This window comes from Janibacter cremeus (genome assembly GCF_013409205.1).
GTDB lineage: Bacteria > Actinomycetota > Actinomycetes > Actinomycetales > Dermatophilaceae > Janibacter > Janibacter cremeus.
Genome location: NZ_JACCAE010000001.1, coordinates 1,138,144 through 1,156,287 on the forward strand (window position 1 = coordinate 1,138,144; position 18,144 = coordinate 1,156,287).

13 protein-coding genes and 3 pseudogenes are annotated in these 18,144 nt (G+C 64.5%); 2 read left to right on the forward strand and 14 right to left on the reverse strand.

All coding sequences use genetic code 11. From position 1 onward, the window contains the following. Positions 1-12 precede the first annotated feature (12 nt). Together BJY20_RS05325 and ltrA are read right to left on the reverse strand one after the other, a co-directional pair. A pseudogene (locus BJY20_RS05325) lies at positions 13-1,070 on the reverse strand (IS1634 family transposase); the annotation flags it as partial. A gap of 114 nt (positions 1,071-1,184) precedes the next feature. After that, positions 1,185-2,645 carry a group II intron reverse transcriptase/maturase gene (gene ltrA / locus BJY20_RS05330; protein WP_185990570.1) on the reverse strand — a complete coding sequence of 487 codons (1,461 nt, stop codon included), beginning with the start codon at positions 2,643-2,645 and terminating at the stop codon, positions 1,185-1,187. Between the two features lie 690 nt (positions 2,646-3,335). Between ltrA and BJY20_RS05335 the strand changes: the two genes are divergently transcribed. Beyond that, positions 3,336-4,583: an IS256 family transposase gene (locus BJY20_RS05335; RefSeq protein WP_185990375.1), complete on the forward strand. Its 1,248-nt coding sequence runs from the start codon at positions 3,336-3,338 to the stop codon at positions 4,581-4,583. Between the two features lie 85 nt (positions 4,584-4,668). Here the strand turns inward: BJY20_RS05335 and BJY20_RS05340 are convergent. Then, positions 4,669-5,208 (reverse strand): annotated as a pseudogene (locus tag BJY20_RS05340) (IS1634 family transposase); the annotation flags it as partial. A 350-nt stretch (positions 5,209-5,558) separates the two neighbouring features. Here BJY20_RS05340 and BJY20_RS16395 point away from each other — a divergent pair. Continuing rightward, complete coding sequence (locus tag BJY20_RS16395) at positions 5,559-5,720, forward strand: transposase (protein WP_185990572.1); 162 nt, start codon at positions 5,559-5,561, stop codon at positions 5,718-5,720. A 358-nt stretch (positions 5,721-6,078) separates the two neighbouring features. On the opposite strand, the pseudogene BJY20_RS05350 reads toward BJY20_RS16395, so the two are convergent. From BJY20_RS05350 to BJY20_RS05400, 11 genes and pseudogenes are all read right to left on the reverse strand, one after another. Continuing rightward, positions 6,079-6,249 (reverse strand): annotated as a pseudogene (locus BJY20_RS05350) (integrase core domain-containing protein); the annotation flags it as partial. A 16-nt stretch (positions 6,250-6,265) separates the two neighbouring features. Then, the gene (locus BJY20_RS05355; protein WP_221935240.1) at positions 6,266-7,342 is read right to left on the reverse strand and encodes an IS110 family RNA-guided transposase; all 1,077 of its coding nucleotides are present in this window, start codon (positions 7,340-7,342) and stop codon (positions 6,266-6,268) included. 198 nt (positions 7,343-7,540) lie between these two features. Further along, positions 7,541-8,233: an IS3 family transposase gene (locus tag BJY20_RS05360; RefSeq protein WP_185990574.1), complete on the reverse strand. Its 693-nt coding sequence runs from the start codon at positions 8,231-8,233 to the stop codon at positions 7,541-7,543. Continuing rightward, positions 8,233-8,547: a transposase gene (locus tag BJY20_RS05365; RefSeq protein WP_185990575.1), complete on the reverse strand. Its 315-nt coding sequence runs from the start codon at positions 8,545-8,547 to the stop codon at positions 8,233-8,235. Before BJY20_RS05365 ends, BJY20_RS05360 begins: the two co-directional genes overlap by 1 nt. A 291-nt stretch (positions 8,548-8,838) precedes the next feature. Next, positions 8,839-9,429, reverse strand: coding sequence for a thioesterase family protein (locus tag BJY20_RS15950; RefSeq protein WP_185990576.1), 591 nt, complete (start codon positions 9,427-9,429; stop codon positions 8,839-8,841). Between the two features lie 316 nt (positions 9,430-9,745). Next, complete coding sequence (locus tag BJY20_RS05375) at positions 9,746-11,173, reverse strand: sodium:solute symporter family protein (RefSeq protein WP_185990577.1); 1,428 nt, start codon at positions 11,171-11,173, stop codon at positions 9,746-9,748. Positions 11,174-11,548: 375 nt separating this feature from the next. Continuing rightward, positions 11,549-13,285: an AMP-binding protein gene (locus tag BJY20_RS05380; RefSeq protein ID WP_343062785.1), complete on the reverse strand. Its 1,737-nt coding sequence runs from the start codon at positions 13,283-13,285 to the stop codon at positions 11,549-11,551. 158 nt (positions 13,286-13,443) lie between these two features. Further along, a complete protein-coding gene (locus tag BJY20_RS05385; RefSeq protein ID WP_185990579.1) occupies positions 13,444-14,640 on the reverse strand; it encodes an acetyl-CoA C-acyltransferase in 1,197 nt (398 codons plus the stop codon). A gap of 44 nt (positions 14,641-14,684) precedes the next feature. Then, positions 14,685-15,755, reverse strand: a complete 1,071-nt coding sequence (locus BJY20_RS05390; protein ID WP_185990580.1) for an acyl-CoA dehydrogenase family protein — start codon at positions 15,753-15,755, stop codon at positions 14,685-14,687. Then, a complete protein-coding gene (locus BJY20_RS05395) occupies positions 15,752-16,921 on the reverse strand; it encodes an acyl-CoA dehydrogenase family protein (RefSeq protein ID WP_185990581.1) in 1,170 nt (389 codons plus the stop codon). Before BJY20_RS05395 ends, BJY20_RS05390 begins: the two co-directional genes overlap by 4 nt. Continuing rightward, positions 16,914-18,131, reverse strand: a complete 1,218-nt coding sequence (locus BJY20_RS05400; RefSeq protein ID WP_185990582.1) for an acyl-CoA dehydrogenase family protein — start codon at positions 18,129-18,131, stop codon at positions 16,914-16,916. Before BJY20_RS05400 ends, BJY20_RS05395 begins: the two co-directional genes overlap by 8 nt. Positions 18,132-18,144: the final 13 nt, after the last annotated feature.

Here is an 18,144-nt window from a genome sequence, read left to right on the forward strand (position 1 = left end):
CTGCCATTTGCCTTAGTGCCTGAAGTCGTTGCCCTGGATGTCGTCGATGATGGCTTGCTTTTCGGCAGGGACATCGGGCGGGAAGGTCTGCTGGGAGCCGTTGATCGCGACGGTCGCTGAGCGCAGTGGCCGAAGTTGACGCAGTACGTTGCGGATGGCCAGTCCGGAGCGGTTGTGGACCTCGCGGCTGAGGGCCAAAGCGGTGAACACGATGGTCAGGTGCGCTTCGATCGCTTCACGGGTGTGGCTGAAGATTGGCCGGGCACGCAGGTCGGTCTTGCTCATCCGGAACGAGGCCTCGACCTGCCACAACGAGTGGTAACTGGCGATGACCTCACCAGCGGGCATCACCTCGACGGGGATGTTGCTGACGTACCCCTTCAAGCCCACGAGCCGGGAGGCCTGGTCCAGGACGCGGTTGCCGCCGGTGGTCTTGACGAATCTGGGTGGGCGGGAGGCCTTCTCGCCGGCGATGACGGCCTTGGCGCGGTTCTCCTGCAACGTCAACGTCTTCCGGTCGCGCACGGCTCGCTTGCGGGAGTAGGCCCACACCGCCCGCCACGACCCCGGGTGCCCGGCCGGGTTCCAGATCGGTTCGGCACGCTTGGCCGAATCGTTCTCAGCGCGAGCTGCGCTCGTGGCTCGCTTGGGAGTGATGGTGGGGGTGCCGCCCTGCACGGAGTGCTTGGGGGAGCGATGACCTGCCCATCAGCGAACGCGTCGCCGTGCCAGCGGAAGTGGGACGGCAAGTCCCCCGGCGCCTTGACCGCTCGGGAGCCGACGATGAACCGCAGGCCGGCCTCATCCAAAGCGGTCAGGTTCGCCGTCGACAGCATCCCGGCATCGGCCACGACGACCATGTCGCTCAGCCCGTGCCGGGCCTGGAACTGCTGGACGATGGGGATGATCGTTGTGGTTTCGGCCTTGTTGCCCTCGTAGCAGCCGATCTCCAGGGGGAAGCCGTTGCGGTCGACCAGCAGCCCGACCACGACCTGCGGGTCCACCCGTCGCTCCTTGCTGAAACCAACCTTGCGCAACTCGTCCTCGTGCTCTGCCTCGAAGTACAAAGTGTTGGGTCGGTCCGGGGGCCGGTGGCGGCATTGCTGCTGCTCCGTTTCCCCGGACCGCCCGCCGAACCCGCCGTGCGCCTTTCAACGCAACGGGCTCTCCACGAGGTGTCGCCGTCAGGCGGCCGTGGCCGGATCGTAGGGACTGGGGATCCTGTTCCCGCGGTATAGGTACCGTCGCACCCGCACTTTCGTGGGGTCGAACAGGACCACATCGTTGGTCGCGATGGGTTTCCAGCTGCCGTTGTGGCGGCGGAGCCATCGTTTGACCTTCGACCAGTTCCAGCGGTGCTGCTCGCGTTGCCAAGCCACGAAGCGTCTCCAGGTGAAGTACCGCAGAAAACTGAATCGTCGCCCGGCGATAGCGTGGCGGAAGTAGGACGTCCACCCGCGCAGCGCCGCGTTGACCTCGATGATCACGTCCGTCATGGGCCGTGGTGACCGGCGAGGGGTCAGAGCGCGGATGGTCTGCTTGATCTTCGCGAACGCCTTGTCGCTGATGAAGACCATGCAGCACCACTTGCCGCCTCCTCGGCGTTTCCTCCACTGGATGTGGAAGCCGAGGAAGTCGATCCCTTCGCGTAGGTGCGTGACGCGGGTCTTGGCCTCAGAAAGCCTCAGCCCGATCCCGGCCAGCACCTCGGCGGCCTGTTCTTTCAGGGCCAGGGCGTCATCCTTGCTGCCGTTGGTCATGATGACGAAGTCGTCCGCGTAGCGCACGATCCGCCAGTTGCCCAACCCGTGGTAGCGACGTTTGGCGCGTGCAGCCTGGGTTGACTGGTCGCCTCCCGCAGCCCATGGGGCCATGATCGCCTCGTCCAGCACGGACAAGGCGATGTTGGCCAGCAGCGGTGAGATGATCCCGCCTTGCGGCGTCCCTTCACTGGTCGTGGCTTGCAGGCCGAGTTCGTCAAGAACTCCGGCCTTGAGGAACGCCCGGACCAATGCCACGGTCTTCTTGTCCTTGATCCGCTCCCGCACCAGTGCCAGCAGGGCAGTGTGGTCGATGTGGTCGAAACATCCTTCGATGTCTGCGTCCAACACCCACCGGTACCCGCTGGTGGCGTAGTGGTGGATCTCGGCGACCGCGTCATGGGCGCGCCGCTTGGGTCGGAACCCGTAGGAGACCGGCTGGAAGTCGGCCTCAAAGATCGGTTCCAGCACCATCCTCAAGGACTGCTGCACGACCCGGTCGGTCACGGTCGGGATCCCCAGCGGACGCGACTTGCCGCCCGGCTTGGGGAGTAGCACCCGCCGCACCGGCGAGGGCCGATACGTGCCGTCCTTCAGGCTCGCGGCGACCCCATTCAGGAACTCCGCGACCTCGCCCCGCGCGGCGATCTGACGCACAGTGACGCCGTCGACCCCCGCGGTGCGAGCCCCTTTGTTGCGTGCCACGTGCTGCCAGGCCACCCGCAGGTAGTCCGGGTGTGACACGAGGTTGAACAAGTCCCCGAACCGCTCGTCGCGGTCGGTCTTGGCCCACCGGTGATACTTGATCTGCGTCCGCGCTACCCGCTCCCTGACAGCGTCCATCAAGGCCCGAGCGTCGGAGTTCACCAACGCCTCTTGCGCCATCGCAGTACCTCCTATCCATCTCGCTGCCGCCCTTCCCGATGTGTCCGGCTCTCCCGGACTCGCAGTACTACGGCGACTCCGCCAGCCCCCGCGCCGATCGGCAGGCGACGCACCCAGCCCCCCGGCCCGCGCTGGCTGCACGGCCGACAGGGCAGGCCCGGGGACCTTCCCGTGTTCACTTGCTGTCCGCTGACCGAAGGAGGCACCCGGCTATCTGCCTGCAGCACTCATCGGCGACTACTCCGTAGTCCTTCACCGCCGACCCAACCCGGGACATGCAACTCGTGCCCCGGGCGGTCCACCGCCCGTCACTCCGGCAAGTGGCTGGCCGCGCCCGCCCCATATCCACTGGGTTCGAGGCGGTAATACGTCAAGACAGGTGATGACACCGGTTCCTCGCGTATACCTCTCCGGCTTGCTCGCCGCGCCCACGCCATCCAACGGTGCTGACGCGACACGGCTTTGTCGGGGCTGCTCCCGCCCTCCCGCACGTCCCTGCGATCAGGCTGCCCCCAGCTACGGACCCCCTGCTACGGCAGGGAATCAGGCAAAGGTCTCTCACCTCCACAGTTGAGTCCCGCATAGTGGTGTAGCGCGGTGGCAGACTAGGTGCCCCTGAGGGCATAGGTGCGGCCACCGTGTGATCCTTCGAGTCAACCTTCTACCGAATCCTCGAACGGAGTCATCACGATGACCGCACCACACATTGTCGACCCTGCGGGCCTGCTGAGTGAAGCCCTGACCGAAGCAAGCCCGGATCTGATGCGTTCGCTGTTGCAGACGATGATCAACGCGCTGCTGTCCGCGGACGCCGACGCCGTCGTCGGCGCCGAGTACGGCCGCCCCACACCGGGCCGCTCGGCGCAGCGCAACGGGTACCGCCACCGCGACCTGGACACCCGCGTGGGGACCGTCGACGTCGCCATCCCGAAGCTGCGCACCGGCAGCTACTTCCCCGAGTGGCTGCTCGAGCGCCGCAAGCGGGCCGAGTCGGCGATGATCACCGTCGTCGCCGACTGCTACCTCGCCGGCGTCAGCACCCGCCGCATGGACAAGCTCGTCAAGACCCTCGGCATCAACTCCCTGTCCAAGTCGCAGGTCAGCAGGATGGCGGCCGACCTGGACCAGATCGTCGAGGACTTCCGCCACCGCCCCCTTGACGAGGCGGGACCGTTCACCTTCGTCGCCGCCGACGCGCTGACGATGAAGGTCCGCGAGGGCGGGCGCGTGGTCGCCACCTCGGTACTGCTCGCGACCGGGGTCAACGCCGACGGGCACCGCGAAGTCCTCGGACTGCGCGTGGCCACTTCCGAGACCGGGTCCGCATGGAACGAGTTCTTCGCCGACCTGACCGCCCGCGGCCTGACCGGGGTACGTCTGGTCACCTCCGACGCCCACCAAGGGTTGAAGGAAGCGATCGCGGCGAACCTGACCGGCGCCGCGTGGCAGCGATGCCGCACCCACTACTCCGCGAACCTGATGGACGTCACGCCCAAGTCGATGTGGCCGGCCGTCAAGGCGATGCTGCACAGTGTCTATGACCAGCCCGACGCACCCAGCGTGCAGGCCCAGTTCGACCGGCTCATCGAGTACGTCGACGAGAAGCTCCCACAGGTGGCCGAGCACCTCGCCGGCGCGCGGGAGGACATCCTCGCGTTCACAGCCTTCCCCAAGGACGTGTGGACCCAGATCTGGTCGAACAACCCCCAGGAGCGCCTCAACCGCGAGATCCGACGCCGGACCGACTCCGTTGGGATCTTCCCCAACCGCAACGCCATCGTGCGTCTGGTCGGAGCCGTCCTGGCCGAACAGACCGACGAATGGGCCGAAGGACGGCGCTACCTCGGCCTCGACGTCCTGGCCCGCTGCCGCGTCACTCTCATCACCACCACCGACCCCGAGATCGGAGCCGAAACCATGCCCGCCCTGACCGCCTAACCCCACCCCGAAGGATCACGCAGCGCTACACCACTACCGGGGACTTGACCACCTCCACTCGAACAACAAGCGCCTCACGGCGCACGGTGACGTCATACAGGCACAGGGACACATCGCCACTGCTGGCGGCGTGGGTGAAGCACGCGGCCGCGACTTGGTCGCGATAGCCGCGCTCCTGCGCCCGCCCCAGCGAGCGGAACATCGTGCGCAGCGACGCGTGCTCGACCCCGACCTCGCCCAGCACCCGCAACGAGTCCGCCTTCGACGTCGGCTCGATGATCCGAGCCAGCACCAACTCCTTGAACGCGTCATCAGCCACGACGTCGAACCCGAGCCGGTCGTACACGGTGGACAGAACGTGCCACAGCAGCGCGGATCTCTTGCCCGTGATCATCCCCGGCCGCTCGGGGAAACCCTCCTCCTCGCCGGCGGGACCGACATCGAGGTCGAGCACCTCCTGCCCGGGCCGCAGTCGTCGGCGCGCTTGCGCCATCAGTACCGCCAGCTCGGCTTCCCCACGAGCGGTGCCGACGTGTTCCAGCACCACATCCCGCCCGGCTCGGCGCTCCGCGATCTGCACCTTCGTGCTCCCCGACCGCCCTGGAGACTTCCGCACGAACACCACGACCTCGACCCTACCGAGGGCCGGGGTGTGTCACTCAGCCCGCCAGCACCCCGAGAAATGGCCGAAAAGTCGACCCCAAGCGTCATCCGGGCATCAAGTGGCACGAGTCAGGCCAGATCGCGCCCTCGCGGGCGATGTTGTCGACGCGAGCGTGCTGGTGGGCGATCAGGCGGATGCGACGGGAGAACGCCTCCGTGCAGAGGCTGGCCAGACAACTGGGCACGACCTGGCGCACGGTGTGGACAACTCCCCCGCCGCTACGCGTCTGATGCGGTGGCTCCATCATCTGGCACCAAGTCAGTACCAAGCCGCCCCAGGACGGCGGCCGCGGGCCGAAGGAGCTGATCGGGATGGTCGACCTGACCCGCAACGCGCAGGGGAAGGTGAGCGCCCGGCTGCTCGACCTCGTCCCCGGCCGGTCAGGGCAGGTCTACCGTGACTGGCTCACCAAGCGCGGCGAAGACTTCCGCGCCGGCGTGCAGGTGGCGACGATGGACCCGTTCCAGGGGTAAAGGAACGCCATCGACGACCAGCTCGAGGACACCGTCGCCATCGTCGATGCCTTCCACGTGGTCAAGCTCGGAACCCAGGCCGTTGACTAGTGCGCCGGCGCGTCCAGCAACAGACCCGCGGCCACCGCGGCCGCACCGACGACCCGCTGTATGGGGATCCGCACCATCCTGCGAACCGGGCGAGAAAACCTCACCGACCGGCATCGCGCCCGACTGGAGCGCGCGATCGCCGCCGATGAGCGTCACGACGAGGTCGACATCGCCTGGCAGTGTGCTCAGCAGCTGGCCATGACCCCGTTTCGTGGACACCGGGCTATGCGGCTTGAAGTGCTGCCGCGGGCTGGTTGCAGTGTTGCAGTTCGAAGCTGACGGGGCTGATCTGGCCGAGGGCGGAGTGTCGACGGCGACGGTTGTACCGATCCTCGATCCATGCTCCGACAGCCTTGCTCGCGCCGGCCTTGGTGGGCCAGACGCGGCGGTAGTAGAACTCGGTCTTCAACGTTGCGAAGAACGACTCAGCCATCGCGTTGATGCTCCTATATCTGTCAAGCGGCTTCGGGTGATGCTTCGCGGGGCTGGCGCAGGGGTCGCATTGCGGCCCAGAGTTCGCGGGCGAGGAGTCGTTTCAGGCATCGGATGATCTCGGCTTTGGTCTTGCCCTCCGCGGTGCGCCGAGCAACGTAGGCCTTCGTCGGCTCGTGGTGTTGCATCCGCACGATCACGACGCGATAGAGGGCGGCGTTTGCTTGCCTGTGGCCGCCGCGGTTGAGCCTGTGTCGGTTGGTCATACCGGAGGAGGCCGGGATCGGGGCGACGCCGCACAGTCGTGCGAAGGCCGGCTCGGAGCGAATCCGCTCAGGGTTGTCGCCAGCGACGATGAGCATCTCAGCTGCCGTGTCGGGACCAACCGCGAACGCTGCGGTCAGGTCCGGCGCCACCTGGGTGGTCAGCTGTTCCAGGACCTTCTCGTGGCCGCTGATCTCCTCGTTCAGGTGCTGCCACCGTCGAGCGATCGCACGCAGGGTGTACTTCGAGGACGACAGGATCGTGGTGACCTGGCCGGGTCGCAGTGCGGCGCACCGGTTGATCAGCGCCATCTTCGACAGCGGCTGCAGATCCTCACGCAGCTGCGGTGGAGCGTTGACGATGACCTGCTTGAGGCTGATCATCGCCGCAGTGCGTGCCTTGACCGCGATGTCCTTGGCCACCTTGACCTGGCGGATCATCTCCACGGTGCCGTCGGCGGTCTTCGGGATCGCGGTGGCCTGCCCGGCCAAAACAGCGCGGGCAGCGTTCTCAGCGTCGATGGAGTCGGACTTGCCCCGCAGGCGCCTATCGCGCCGGTCAGTACGCACGACCTCTATAGCGCCGATATCGCGGCGGCGCACCGCGCTAGCCAGACCGGCGCCGTAAGAGCCGGTTCCCTCGATGCCGAAAGTGGGCTTGCCGCCGAAGGCCAGTGCCCAGTCGATCAATTCGAGGTAGCCGCCTGTATCGGCTGCGAATGAGCGATTGCCCAAGGTGGCGCCGAGCTCGTCGATCGCGACGGCGACGTGGACGTGTTTGTGGGTGTCGACGCCGATGACGACTCGACGGTGTGCGGGGACCTGTTGCATGCTCATCAGTACTTGCTCCAACCAGACCAGGGACAGGGCGAGTGACGCTGGCCGGTCGGGTGGACGGGACTGTGATGAGACTGCTGAATCAGGCTCCTATGAGGTCACGCCCGCCCGGCCAGCACCATGTGGTGGTGCACCACCAAGCGGACGACAGATCAACAGCCAGGACACCCAGACTTCGGGGTCAGTCGTAAGCAAGAGTCAGGCCGCCTGATGGTGATTGAGACTCTCACAATCCCAGCACACCCCGGTCCGGCCCATCGACCTGGTGATCCCGTTGGTCGCCGCGAACCGGGTGATCTGATCCGAGGCATATTGAGTTCCTCGGTCCGCGTGGAACACGACCTTCCCCGGCAGTTCGCCCCGCAGGACGATCGCCATCTTCAACGCGTCCTCGACAAGATCGGTGCGCATGTGGTCAGCGATGGCCCACCCGATCACGCGGCGAGAGTGGGCGTCGATCACGGTCGCCAGGTAGAGCCACCCTTCCCAGGTCCTCAGGTAGCTGATGTCGCCAACCCAGACGGCGTTCAGGGTGCCGGTGTCCCACTGTCGCTGCACCGCGTCAGGCGGGTAGGTGTCGTTGCTGTCGCTGATCGTCGTGGTCTTCCACCGTTTGGGGCAGACGCCACGCAGGCCGAGGCGGCGCATCATCTTGGCGACGGTCTTGCGCGAGATGATCTCGCCGTCCTCGCGTAGATCGGCCAAGATCCGGGGCGCCCCCGAAACCTCGTCGGAGTCACCGTGGAACCAGGCCACCTTCGCCTCGATCCGCTGTGACCGGATCGCCCGTGCCGAGGGCCCTCGCTTGGTCCAGGCGTAGTAGCCCGACCTCGAAACGCCGAGCAGACGAGCCATCCGAACAACGCTGAAGTGGCTCTTCTCCGCGTGCATCAGTTCGAACGCTTCACGTTCGTATCTGATGCTTCCTGGGCGAAGAAGAGTGACGCTTTTTTCAGGAACGCCCGGTCCAGCTTCAGCTCAGCAACATCCTTGCGGAGCCTGCCCAACTCGACCCGCTCGGACTCGCTCAGCGGCGCCTCGCCAACACCCTGGCGGTCCTTGTGGAGGTGCACCCACCGACCGAGCGTGGCCTCGTTGATACCGAGCTCGCGAGCGACCACAGCCACCGTCCGGCCGGTGTTGAGCACCAACCCCACGGCCTCGTCCTTGTACTCCGGGCTGAACTCCCGACGCTGTCTTCCCATGATGCAGATCCTCTCTTACGAGGTGTCCACCTTCAGGGGCCAAGGCCACAGCTGCGCTCGGCCTACAAGGCGGACAACCCCGCCGAGGGGCGACCCTCGACCGACTCAGCGATCTGCACCCCCGTCGCCCCCGAGGCCGTACGCACCCACCGAATCCACGCTATCCCAGCGAGCGTAGAGCACCAATTAGTGACTCATGACAGCGTCCACGTACGCGCTATCGCAGGTCACAGGCATGCAAACCATAAACTCCGACAAACCTAACCCAAGTCAGGCCACAACTGCCAGCGTTCACCTCAGCCCCATCCCCGTATTGAGCGGCACCGCCCACGGCAATTCGTTGTGCCGCACAATTACTCCGTCTAGCTTTGAACCAAACTCATAACTGAATGGCACCATCCTCCGACTCCTCAAATCGACATTAGCCTCAACGAACTCCAACGTATTCGCTAGGCGACCAGTGCTTCGGTTAAGCAACATCGAAACCGCATGGAACATTTTCTCATTGCGGTTCAGCAAGCGGAGGTGGATGCTTACATCATGCCCCACCAAGGCCTCGTCGTAAAAGCGTAGGTGCTGTTCGACGCTGAACACACTCTGGCCCGTCGTCTGTCGATGACCTTCAGTCCATCCAAGCCCCTCCAATGCCAAGGCCACTGATTCCATATGAAATCGATAGTAGGCCGCTACGTTGACGTGACCGTTTTCGTCCTCCCACTCTTGGGGCGCCATTTCCCTAGCAATCTCGTTTAGTGTCAGAACATCATCTACTCCGGGAACTCCACGTCTAGTTTCCGAGCTCACGATACCTTCTCTCTTAAAGCCACTGGCACCATCACCGCGAACGGCAGGGACCTGCTCAAATCCGTCAAAATCAAGCACAATATCGAGAGTCCTTCCCTTATCTGATCACCACACTCTCGAAACCCGCGGCCGACAACGCAACTCGCTGAGTCGGACGAGGGTGCGAAGCGTGGCTCTCCTCTGGCTTCGGTAAGCCGATTCCGGACACTCAGTTGGCCATAGCCTCCAATACGAAGCAAGAAAATTCCATACAACATTGACCTCTAGCCTAGTCGTCGAATCCTCGATGGACCATTAGCAAACAACCATTTCGGCAAGGTCTGAGGCGAAACGACCAATATGGCAGGCACACAGGGGATGCGCTTGTTGGCGGCACTGCACCCTCGATTGTTTGTCAGACAACCCGTTCGACCTGTTCCGTTCGCCCGACTTTCGACTCCCCCGACATTAGGCTCACAACAACGGTCAAGATGAGTGACGCTGGAAGCGCGACAACCACTTCCGCGGACGTCCCAAGACCGCCCCAGGCGAACATAATAGCGAATATCACCGCACCTCCGATAACACCCGCGATAGCGCCGGATGTCGTGCACCGACTCCACCACATCCCAAGCACCATGGGAAAAAAGAGTGACGCCGCGATGAACCCTTGCGCCGCGATGTACAAAACAATCAGGAGATCTGGGGGGTTGAGGGCCAGCAATATTGCGAGGACCCCAACTATCCAAGTCGCGCCCCCGGCTACTCGGACTATCGTACGCTGAGGCGCCTCGGGCCTAAGCACTCGAGAGAAGATGTCGTTTGCTACGACAGCGTTGCAGACCATCAGCAATCCTGCTGTCGTGGACATAATAGCGGCAAGCACTGCCGCCATTATAACGCCTTGGCCAACCGGCCCAAGGACCTTCTCCACAATGAGGAGAAAGGCCTCGTCACCACTCTCCGATGTAACGCTTGGAATAGTGGTTGCCGCCACGGTCAGCACCGTTGCTGACCCCAGCATCATCGCGGCGTATATCAGCATTGAAACGTTAAGTGACACCTTTGCTGACTTCACACTCTTCGCTGAGAACACGCGCATAATGACGTGCGGAAGAACCGACATGACTGTTACACCCGTGATGAACGCACCCACGTATGTCGCCGGAGACACGTCGGTTCCACTGCCGGTGCCCAGCGCCGGATAGTCCGTGAGGGCCATATTGAAGGACCCCGAAAAGCCATCGATCGTCCCCAAAGCTGCAATGATGAGTCCAACCAGCCCGGCGAACATCAAAATTCCTTGGAAAACATCGTTCCAAGAAACCGCCAGGAACCCTCCGGCCGAGACGTAAGCTGTGAAAAGCAGACCAGTGACGATGACTCCTACGCTGTAGTCCCATCCCAGCGCATACTCTGTAACAATTGAGGCCGCCTTGAGCTGCGCCACCAAGTAAGCCATACTTCCAACGAGAATGATGAGTGGAACCACCCAAGCAATTATTCTACTTTGAAACCGTGCGCGAAAATAGTCAGGGACAGTGTATTCGCCTAAAGCGCGCAGTGGCTTGGCGACCACAATCGAAGCGACCACGAATCCAACTACCGCGCCCGCAGTTGTGGCCGCAATGTATGGAAACCCTAAGGCCATTGCCGTACCAACACCAGCCAGCATTGATCCACCACTCGCCAAGGAGGCGAGAAAGGCCCAAGAGTTAACGAACGTCCCGAGGCTCCTTTCGGCCACGAAAAACTGATCTGTCGACCCTTTGACGCGCCTATAGGCAAGCCAACCAATCACACTAAGAAAAACGAAGTATAGGGCAATTACTAGTAAAGTCATGTGTCATCCTTCACCGTGAGGAGTGAGTTTGAGGCTCTGAGTTGGACTCTTCGGGCTCTAGCAACGCGAGAACCAACCCGACTGCAGGCATTACAACCATTGATGCGGCCATTAGCCATGCGATTATCCCGACGCCAAGAAACGAGGAGCTGTAAGACCAAGGGAGGAATGTAACGACCCCGAAGACTCCTATCGCGATGAGCGCGAAAGCGTCAGCGCGTGAGAATCGCGCGGCTGAGGCCTGCCTGTCTTGCTGTGACATAAATATCCTCTCGTATTTCTGACGGTTCATTGGCTGGTCTTTTAGAGTTCCTTGAAATTGGTGCAGTCACAGAGGAATATCCGCCTGGGTCTGTGAGCATGCCCCCATTCGGTCTAGGTTGACGAAGAGACTTTAATAGCATCTGCATAGCGTACGAGTTCGCTCTTCATGACCTTACCGGTCGGAGCCATAGGCATCTCCGCGATGACGCGAACCCGCGGCACCTTGTAGGGGGCGATATTCTGCCTACACCAAGACTCAATATCCTTTGCCTCAAGATCGCATCCATGGCGGAGTTCGACGAACGCCACGGGCACTTCTCCCTTCGCCTCATCAGGCTGTCCAATCACTCCCGCTGCAGCGATATCTGAATGCAGGCTGAGTTGAAATTCCAATTCTGATGGAAAAACACTCATGCCGTTTACCTTCAGCATTTCCTTACGTCTTCCCAAATAGTGGAGGCAGCCGCGCTCATCAATGACTCCACTGTCTCCCGTCAAAAGCCAGCCGTCTCGGAGTGTCTCGGAGGTCGCTTCCTCATTCTCATAATACCCCGCCATCATGCTGGGCGATCTGACGATGATCTGCCCTTCAACGCCAATTGGGTTCAATTCCTCAGTGAGAAAGTCGATAATTGCAAAGTCAGTGCCTGGCACAGGCAGGCCGACAAAGCCTGGTCGACCCTCCAAGTCAATGTCGTCGAGCCCAAGAGTGAATGTGTCCATTGTGTGATCTTCCGTCAATCCATAAGAGCTCTCACGTAGGATTGCAGCGGAACCACTTTCGAGTCGCCAACGCTCGCGGACATCAGAAGACAACTTTGTTACAAATGACATCACGGTTGCGGTCTCTATTGTTGCGAGGCTGACATCGATTCGCTTGGAGACTTCTAGGACCTCAAGCGCGTTATCGACTGTGCCGATAAAGGCGGTAACACCGTTCCGAGCAATAGCCTGCGCAGCCTCATAGGCGTCGTATCGATACTGGAGAACGACTGTGCCTCCGCATGCGAAGGTGACTAGGAAGCCGTCCTCGCCTGCAATCCAGAAAATGGGAAGGTACAGCAGGGTAACCGAGTTTCGATCGAGGGACGTAACATGGGTTGCGCCCGCGACTGCCGTGTAAAGCATGTCTGCTTGTGTGTGCTTGCAGCCCTTCGGCATTCCAGTCGTTCCCCCAGTGTAGTTGAGGGCTGCTAGTGCATGAATGTCCATCGGATCCTGCGGGACGCTGCCCGTGGGCTCCGAGAATACGTTCATAAGTCGCTCTGCGCCGGCTGCTGGTGGCACATTGCTCTGGGCGCCAGAGGGCATATCTGCCCCTTGCGGAAGGAGGTCCTCTACGGAGGTTGCGATCACGACTTCGACCCTCGTCCCCTTACTTCCCCTCTCGAACTCCTCGGCAAAATCGTCAAGCAAGAAGGCGACTTTGGCACCCGTGTCCTCCAGCTCGTACCTGATTTCCTGGCGCCTGAACATGGGGTTGATTGGGACATGAACACAGCCCACCTTCAAAATTCCGAAGAAGGCGACGATGAATTGTGGAACATTAGGCATCATCACCGCGACTTTGTCGCCAGGCATCAGGCCTAGAGCATTAAGCCGGGAGGCCACACGGTCACTCAGGTCGTCTAGCTCGGTGTAGCTCATGTCATAGCCGTGCCAGGTGATGACGGGGTGCTCGGGCCGCTCATGAGCCCATCTGCGCAGGTACTCGGTCAGAGGGACCTCACCGAAGGGGTACGAGAGTTCTCGCGCTACCCCTGATGGCCAAGTCGCTCGTTGCCGCGTGCCGAGGCGGTCTAGGTACGAGTCGATCTGACTCCGGAACGTGGCCGACATCTGCGACATCTTTGTCACTCCTATATGAACTGGACATACATGAACCTGAATTCGATCTCAGGCTATTGGACAGTTTGAAGTTTGACCACCCCCGTTTCGCGATGTATTCCGGCGGACGTCCGTACTGGACACTCGGCAAGCTTTGGCAGCTAGGGGCAGCCGGTGCATCAGAAGATCTCGAAGAGACCCGCGGCGCCCATCCCACCCCCGACGCACATGGTCACCACGCCGTAGCGGGCGCCACGGCGCTTGCCCTCAATGAGGACGTGTCCGGCCATCCGTGCACCGCTCATGCCGTAGGGGTGGCCGATGGAGATCGCACCACCGTTGACGTTGTACTTCGCGGGGTCGATGCCCAGGTGGTCACGGCAGTAGAGCGCCTGGACGGCGAAGGCCTCGTTCAGCTCCCACAGGTCGATGTCGTCGACGGTCAGACCGTGCTGCTCCAGCAGCTTCGGCACCGCGCGGACCGGGCCGATGCCCATCTCGTCCGGCTCCACCCCGGCAACGGCCATCCCGCGGAAGGCACCGAGCGGGGTCAGGCCGCGCCGGGAAGCCTCCTGCGCCTCCATGACCACGGCAGCGGATGCGCCGTCGGACAGCTGGGAGGCGTTGCCGGCCGTGATCGCGAAGCCCTCGGTGCCGTCCTTGGCCAGCACCGGGTTCAGCTTGGCCAGGTCCTCGATCGCCGTCCCGGGCCGGTTGCCCTCGTCCTTGGCGAGGGTGACCTCCTGCGAGCCGACCTCGCCGGTGGCCTTGTCCTTGGTCAGCTGCGTCGACGGCAGTGGCACGATCTCCTCGTCGAAGGCACCGGCCTCCTGCGCCGCCGCGGTACGACGCTGGGACTGCAGGGCGTACTCGTCCTGCCGCTCGCGGGAGACCCCGTAGCGCTTCGCGACCACCTCCGCGGTCTCGAGCATCGACATGTAGGTCGCGGGAACGTGCTCGACGAGCCACGGGTCCTGGGCGCGGTAGGTGTTCATGTGCTCGTTCTGCACGAGCGAGATCGACTCGACGCCACCGCCGACAGCGACCTGCTGGCCGTCGAAGACCACCTGCTTGGCGGCGGTGGCGATGGCCATCAGGCCACTCGCGCACTGCCGGTCGACGGACATGCCGGCGACCGTGACCGGGAGCCCGGCCCGCAGTGCGGCCTGACGGCCGATGTTCGCCGCGGTCGAGCCCTGCTGGAGAGCGGCGCCGATGACGACGTCCTCGATCTGGCCGCCTTCGACGCCAGAGCGCTCGACGGCGTGCCGGACCGCGTGGCCGATCAGCTCCTGGGCCTGGGTGTCGTTGAAGGCGCCGCGGTAGGCGCGCCCGATCGGGGTGCGGGCGGTGGAGACGATGACTGCTTCGCGCATGGTGGTCACTCCTGTGATTCGGGTGGGTGGGTCGGGGCGGGTGGTCAGCTCGCGGGGAGGTCGACCAGCCCGGCGAGGTCGGCACGGTGCCGCTCCGGTGTCCCGAGCGCGAGCTGGTCGGACTTGGCCCGCTTCAGGTGGGTGTGCACCGGGTGCTCCCACGTCATGCCGATCCCGCCGTGCAACTGCAGGGCCTCCTCCGCCGCGCGCACGGCGGCGTCGCCGCAGAACGCCTGGGCGACCGCCTGGGCGACGTGCTGGTCGGGGTCGTCGTCGGCGAGGGTACCGGCGGCGTGGCGGGCGGCAGCCTGGGTGTTGACGAGGAGCAGGTAGAGGTCGGCCAGACGGTGCTTGATCGCCTGGAAGGAGCCGATCGGCCGCGCGAACTGCACGCGCGTCTTCGCGTACTCCACGGTCGTCTCGAGGCACCACTGGGCCAGGCCGAGCTGCTCGGAGGGCAGGAGCGCGGCACCGGCGGCCAGAGCCGCATCGACTGCGGCCTCGGCCGTCGGGCCGGAGGCGATCTCCACCCCCTCCCCCCGCACGGTCACGCGGGCGAGCGGGCGGGTCATGTCGAGCGAGGTGATCGCCTCCACCTCGACCTCCCCCGACTCGTACGCACGAAGGGAGGTCACTCCCCCTTCGCCCGTGGTGGGCACGACGAGCAGGTCTGCGCCCAGCGCACCGGCAACCGGCTCCACGCTGCCCTGCACGCACGCCCACGTCCCTCGCCGAGCGGTCCAGGGCAGGACGAGCGCGGCGGTGCGCTCACCGGCGGCCAGGGCGGGCAGGTGCTCCTCGTCGCCGGCGGTCAGGAGCGCGGTCGTGGCGATGACGGAGCTGGTGAGGAACGGCACCGGTGCGACGGTGCGCCCGAGCTCCTCGAGCACGACGGCCGCCTCGCGCGGACCGGCCCCGACGCCGCCGAGCGACTCGGGGACGAGCAGACCGGCCAGGCCGATCTGGCCGGCGAGCGCCTGCCAGATGGGACTCGTGTCGGTGTCCGGCTCGTCGTAGAGCCGGGCGGCCAGGCCCTCGTCGAGGGAGCGCTGGAGGGTGGACCGGACGCTGGAGCGCAGGGACTCCTCGACGTCGGTGTAGAGCAGGTCGGTCATCGGGGCACGTCCTTGAAGGCAATCCCCTTGTCGGGGCGGTGTTCCGGGGGCAGGCCGAGCACCCGCTCGGCAATAATGTTGCGCATGATCTCGCTGGTGCCTCCCTCGATGGAGTTGCCCTTGGCCCGCAGGTAGCGGAAGCCGGGGCCATGGCCGAGGAGGGACCCGGTCTCGGGTCGGACCATGCTCCAGTCGTGGTAGGTCAGACCCTCCTCGGGCGCGAGCTCGAGGGCGAAGCCGCTGACCTGCTGTGCCTGCTGGGCGAAGGCGAGCTTCATCGCCGAGCTCTCCGGACCGGGCTGGCCGACTTCCAGGCCCTGGCGCAGGCGCTCGCCGGCCAGACGGGTCACCTCGGTCTCGACCCACCACTGCATCAGCTCGGCGTGGTTGCCGGGGGTGCGCACGCAGGGGTCGCGGCGCCACCGCTGGGTGACCACACCGATCTGGCCCGCCTCGCGCTCGTTCCCGGCGCCGATGGCCACGCGCTCGTTGTTCAAGGTCGTCGTCGCGACCTTCCATCCCTCACCGACGGCGCCGACCCGGTTGCGGTCGTGGATGCGCACCCCGGAGAGGAAGACCTCGTTGAACTCGGCCTCGCCCGTGATCTGGCGAAGGGGGCGGATCTCGATCCCGGGGACGTTCATCTCCAGGACGAAGTAGGTCAGGCCGGCGTGCTTGGGCACCGAGGTGTCAGTGCGGGCGACGAGGATGGCGAAGTCGGCGTTGTGGGCGCCGGAGGTCCACACCTTCTGCCCGTCGACGACCCACTCGTCACCGTCGGGGACGGCACGGGTCGCGACGGCGGCCAGGTCGGAGCCGGCACCGGGCTCGCTGAAGAGCTGGCACCAGATCTCGGTACAGGCGAAGAGCGGCCGCAGGTAGCGCTGCTGCATCTCCGGCGTGCCGAAGGCCACCATCGTCGGCGCGGCCATGCCCAGACCGATGGCATTGCGTGCCACGTCGGGTCGCGGTGCACCGACGGCCTCGAGCCGGTCGTCGACCTCGCTCTGGCGACCTCGGGAGAGGCCCAGTCCGCCCAGCCCCTCGGGGAAGTGGACCCACGCGAGGCCGGCGTCGTACTGGGCACCAAGAAAAATGGCACGAGGTGTCGTCTCGGGGTCGTGGCTCTCGAGGAGCTCGTCGACCCGCTGCTGCAGATCAGGCACGTGCGCTCAGCCTCCGGATCTCGTGTCGGGCAAGGGCGTTCTTGTGGACCTCGTCGGGGCCGTCGGCGAACCGCAGGGTGCGCACCTGGGCGTACCACTCCGCCACCGGGAAGTCCTGGCTGAGGCCACCGGCACCGTGGACCTGGACGGCCTTGTCGAGGATCCACTCCACGGCGCTCGGCGCGGCGATCTTGATCGCCTGGATCTCTGTGTGGGCACCCTTGTTGCCCACCGTGTCCATCAGCCAGGCCGCCTTGAAGGTCAGCAGCCGCAGCTGCTCGATGCGCACCCGGGACTCGGCGATCCAGTCTCGGATGACGCCCTGCTCTGACAGTGCCTTGCCGAAGGCCACACGGCTGGCTGCCCGCTCGATCATCAGCTCGAGGGAACGCTCGGCGATGCCGATCAGGCGCATGCAGTGGTGGATGCGCCCCGGGCCGAGGCGGGCCTGGGCGATGGCGAAGCCGCCGCCCTCCTCACCGATGAGGTTGCTGGCGGGGACGCGCACATCGGTGAAGTCGATCTCGGCGTGCCCGCCGTGGTCACGATCGTCGTAGCCGAAGACCTTCAGCCCCCGGCGCACCTGGACGCCGGGGGTGTCCCGCGGCACGAGGATCATCGACTGCTGGCGGTGCCGGTCCGCGGACGGGTCGGTCTTGCCCATGACGATGAGGACCTGCGCATTCGGGTTCATCGCACCGGAGATGTACCACTTGCGGCCGTTGATGACGTACTCGTCGCCGTCGCGCACGATCGAGGTCTCGATGTTGGTCGCGTCGGAGCTGGCCACCCGCGGCTCCGTCATCGCGAAGGCCGAACGGATCTGCCCGTCGAGCAGCGGCTGGAGCCACTGCTCCTTCTGCTGCGGGGTGCCGAACATGTGCAGCACCTCCATGTTGCCGGTGTCCGGCGCCGCACAGTTCGTCGCCACCGGGGCGATGTGCAGGCTGCGCCCGAGCACCTCGCACAGGGGGGCGTACTGGAGGTTCGTCAGGCCGGCGCCGTCCTCCCCCGGGAGGAAGAGATTCCACAGGTTCTGGGAGCGGGCGGCCTCCTTGGCCGGCTCGATGACCGGTGGCGGCGACCACCGCTCCGGAGCGGCGTCGAGCTGCTCCTGGTAGGTCGCCTCGATCGGGTAGACGTGCTCGTCCATGAAGGCGGTGAGCTGCTCGCGCAGCTCGAGGGTCCTGCTGTCCAGTGCGAAGTCCACGTCTCGCTCCTGT

Bases quoted from the DNA above. Each gene is read 5' to 3' on its own strand.
- ltrA (WP_185990570.1), bottom strand. From the start codon at position 2,645: ATGGCGCAAGAGGCGTTGGTGAACTCCGACGCTCGGGCCTTGATGGAC.
- BJY20_RS05335 (WP_185990375.1), top strand. From the start codon at position 3,336: ATGACCGCACCACACATTGTCGACCCTGCGGGCCTGCTGAGTGAAGCC.
- BJY20_RS05360 (WP_185990574.1), bottom strand. From the start codon at position 8,233: ATGCACGCGGAGAAGAGCCACTTCAGCGTTGTTCGGATGGCTCGTCTG.
- BJY20_RS05365 (WP_185990575.1), bottom strand. From the start codon at position 8,547: ATGGGAAGACAGCGTCGGGAGTTCAGCCCGGAGTACAAGGACGAGGCC.
- BJY20_RS05390 (WP_185990580.1), bottom strand. From the start codon at position 15,755: ATGACCGACCTGCTCTACACCGACGTCGAGGAGTCCCTGCGCTCCAGC.
- BJY20_RS05355 (WP_221935240.1), bottom strand. From the start codon at position 7,342: ATGAGCATGCAACAGGTCCCCGCACACCGTCGAGTCGTCATCGGCGTC.
- BJY20_RS05375 (WP_185990577.1), bottom strand. From the start codon at position 11,173: ATGACTTTACTAGTAATTGCCCTATACTTCGTTTTTCTTAGTGTGATT.
- BJY20_RS16395 (WP_185990572.1), top strand. From the start codon at position 5,559: ATGGTCGACCTGACCCGCAACGCGCAGGGGAAGGTGAGCGCCCGGCTG.
- BJY20_RS05385 (WP_185990579.1), bottom strand. From the start codon at position 14,640: ATGCGCGAAGCAGTCATCGTCTCCACCGCCCGCACCCCGATCGGGCGC.
- BJY20_RS05380 (WP_343062785.1), bottom strand. From the start codon at position 13,285: ATGTCGCAGATGTCGGCCACGTTCCGGAGTCAGATCGACTCGTACCTA.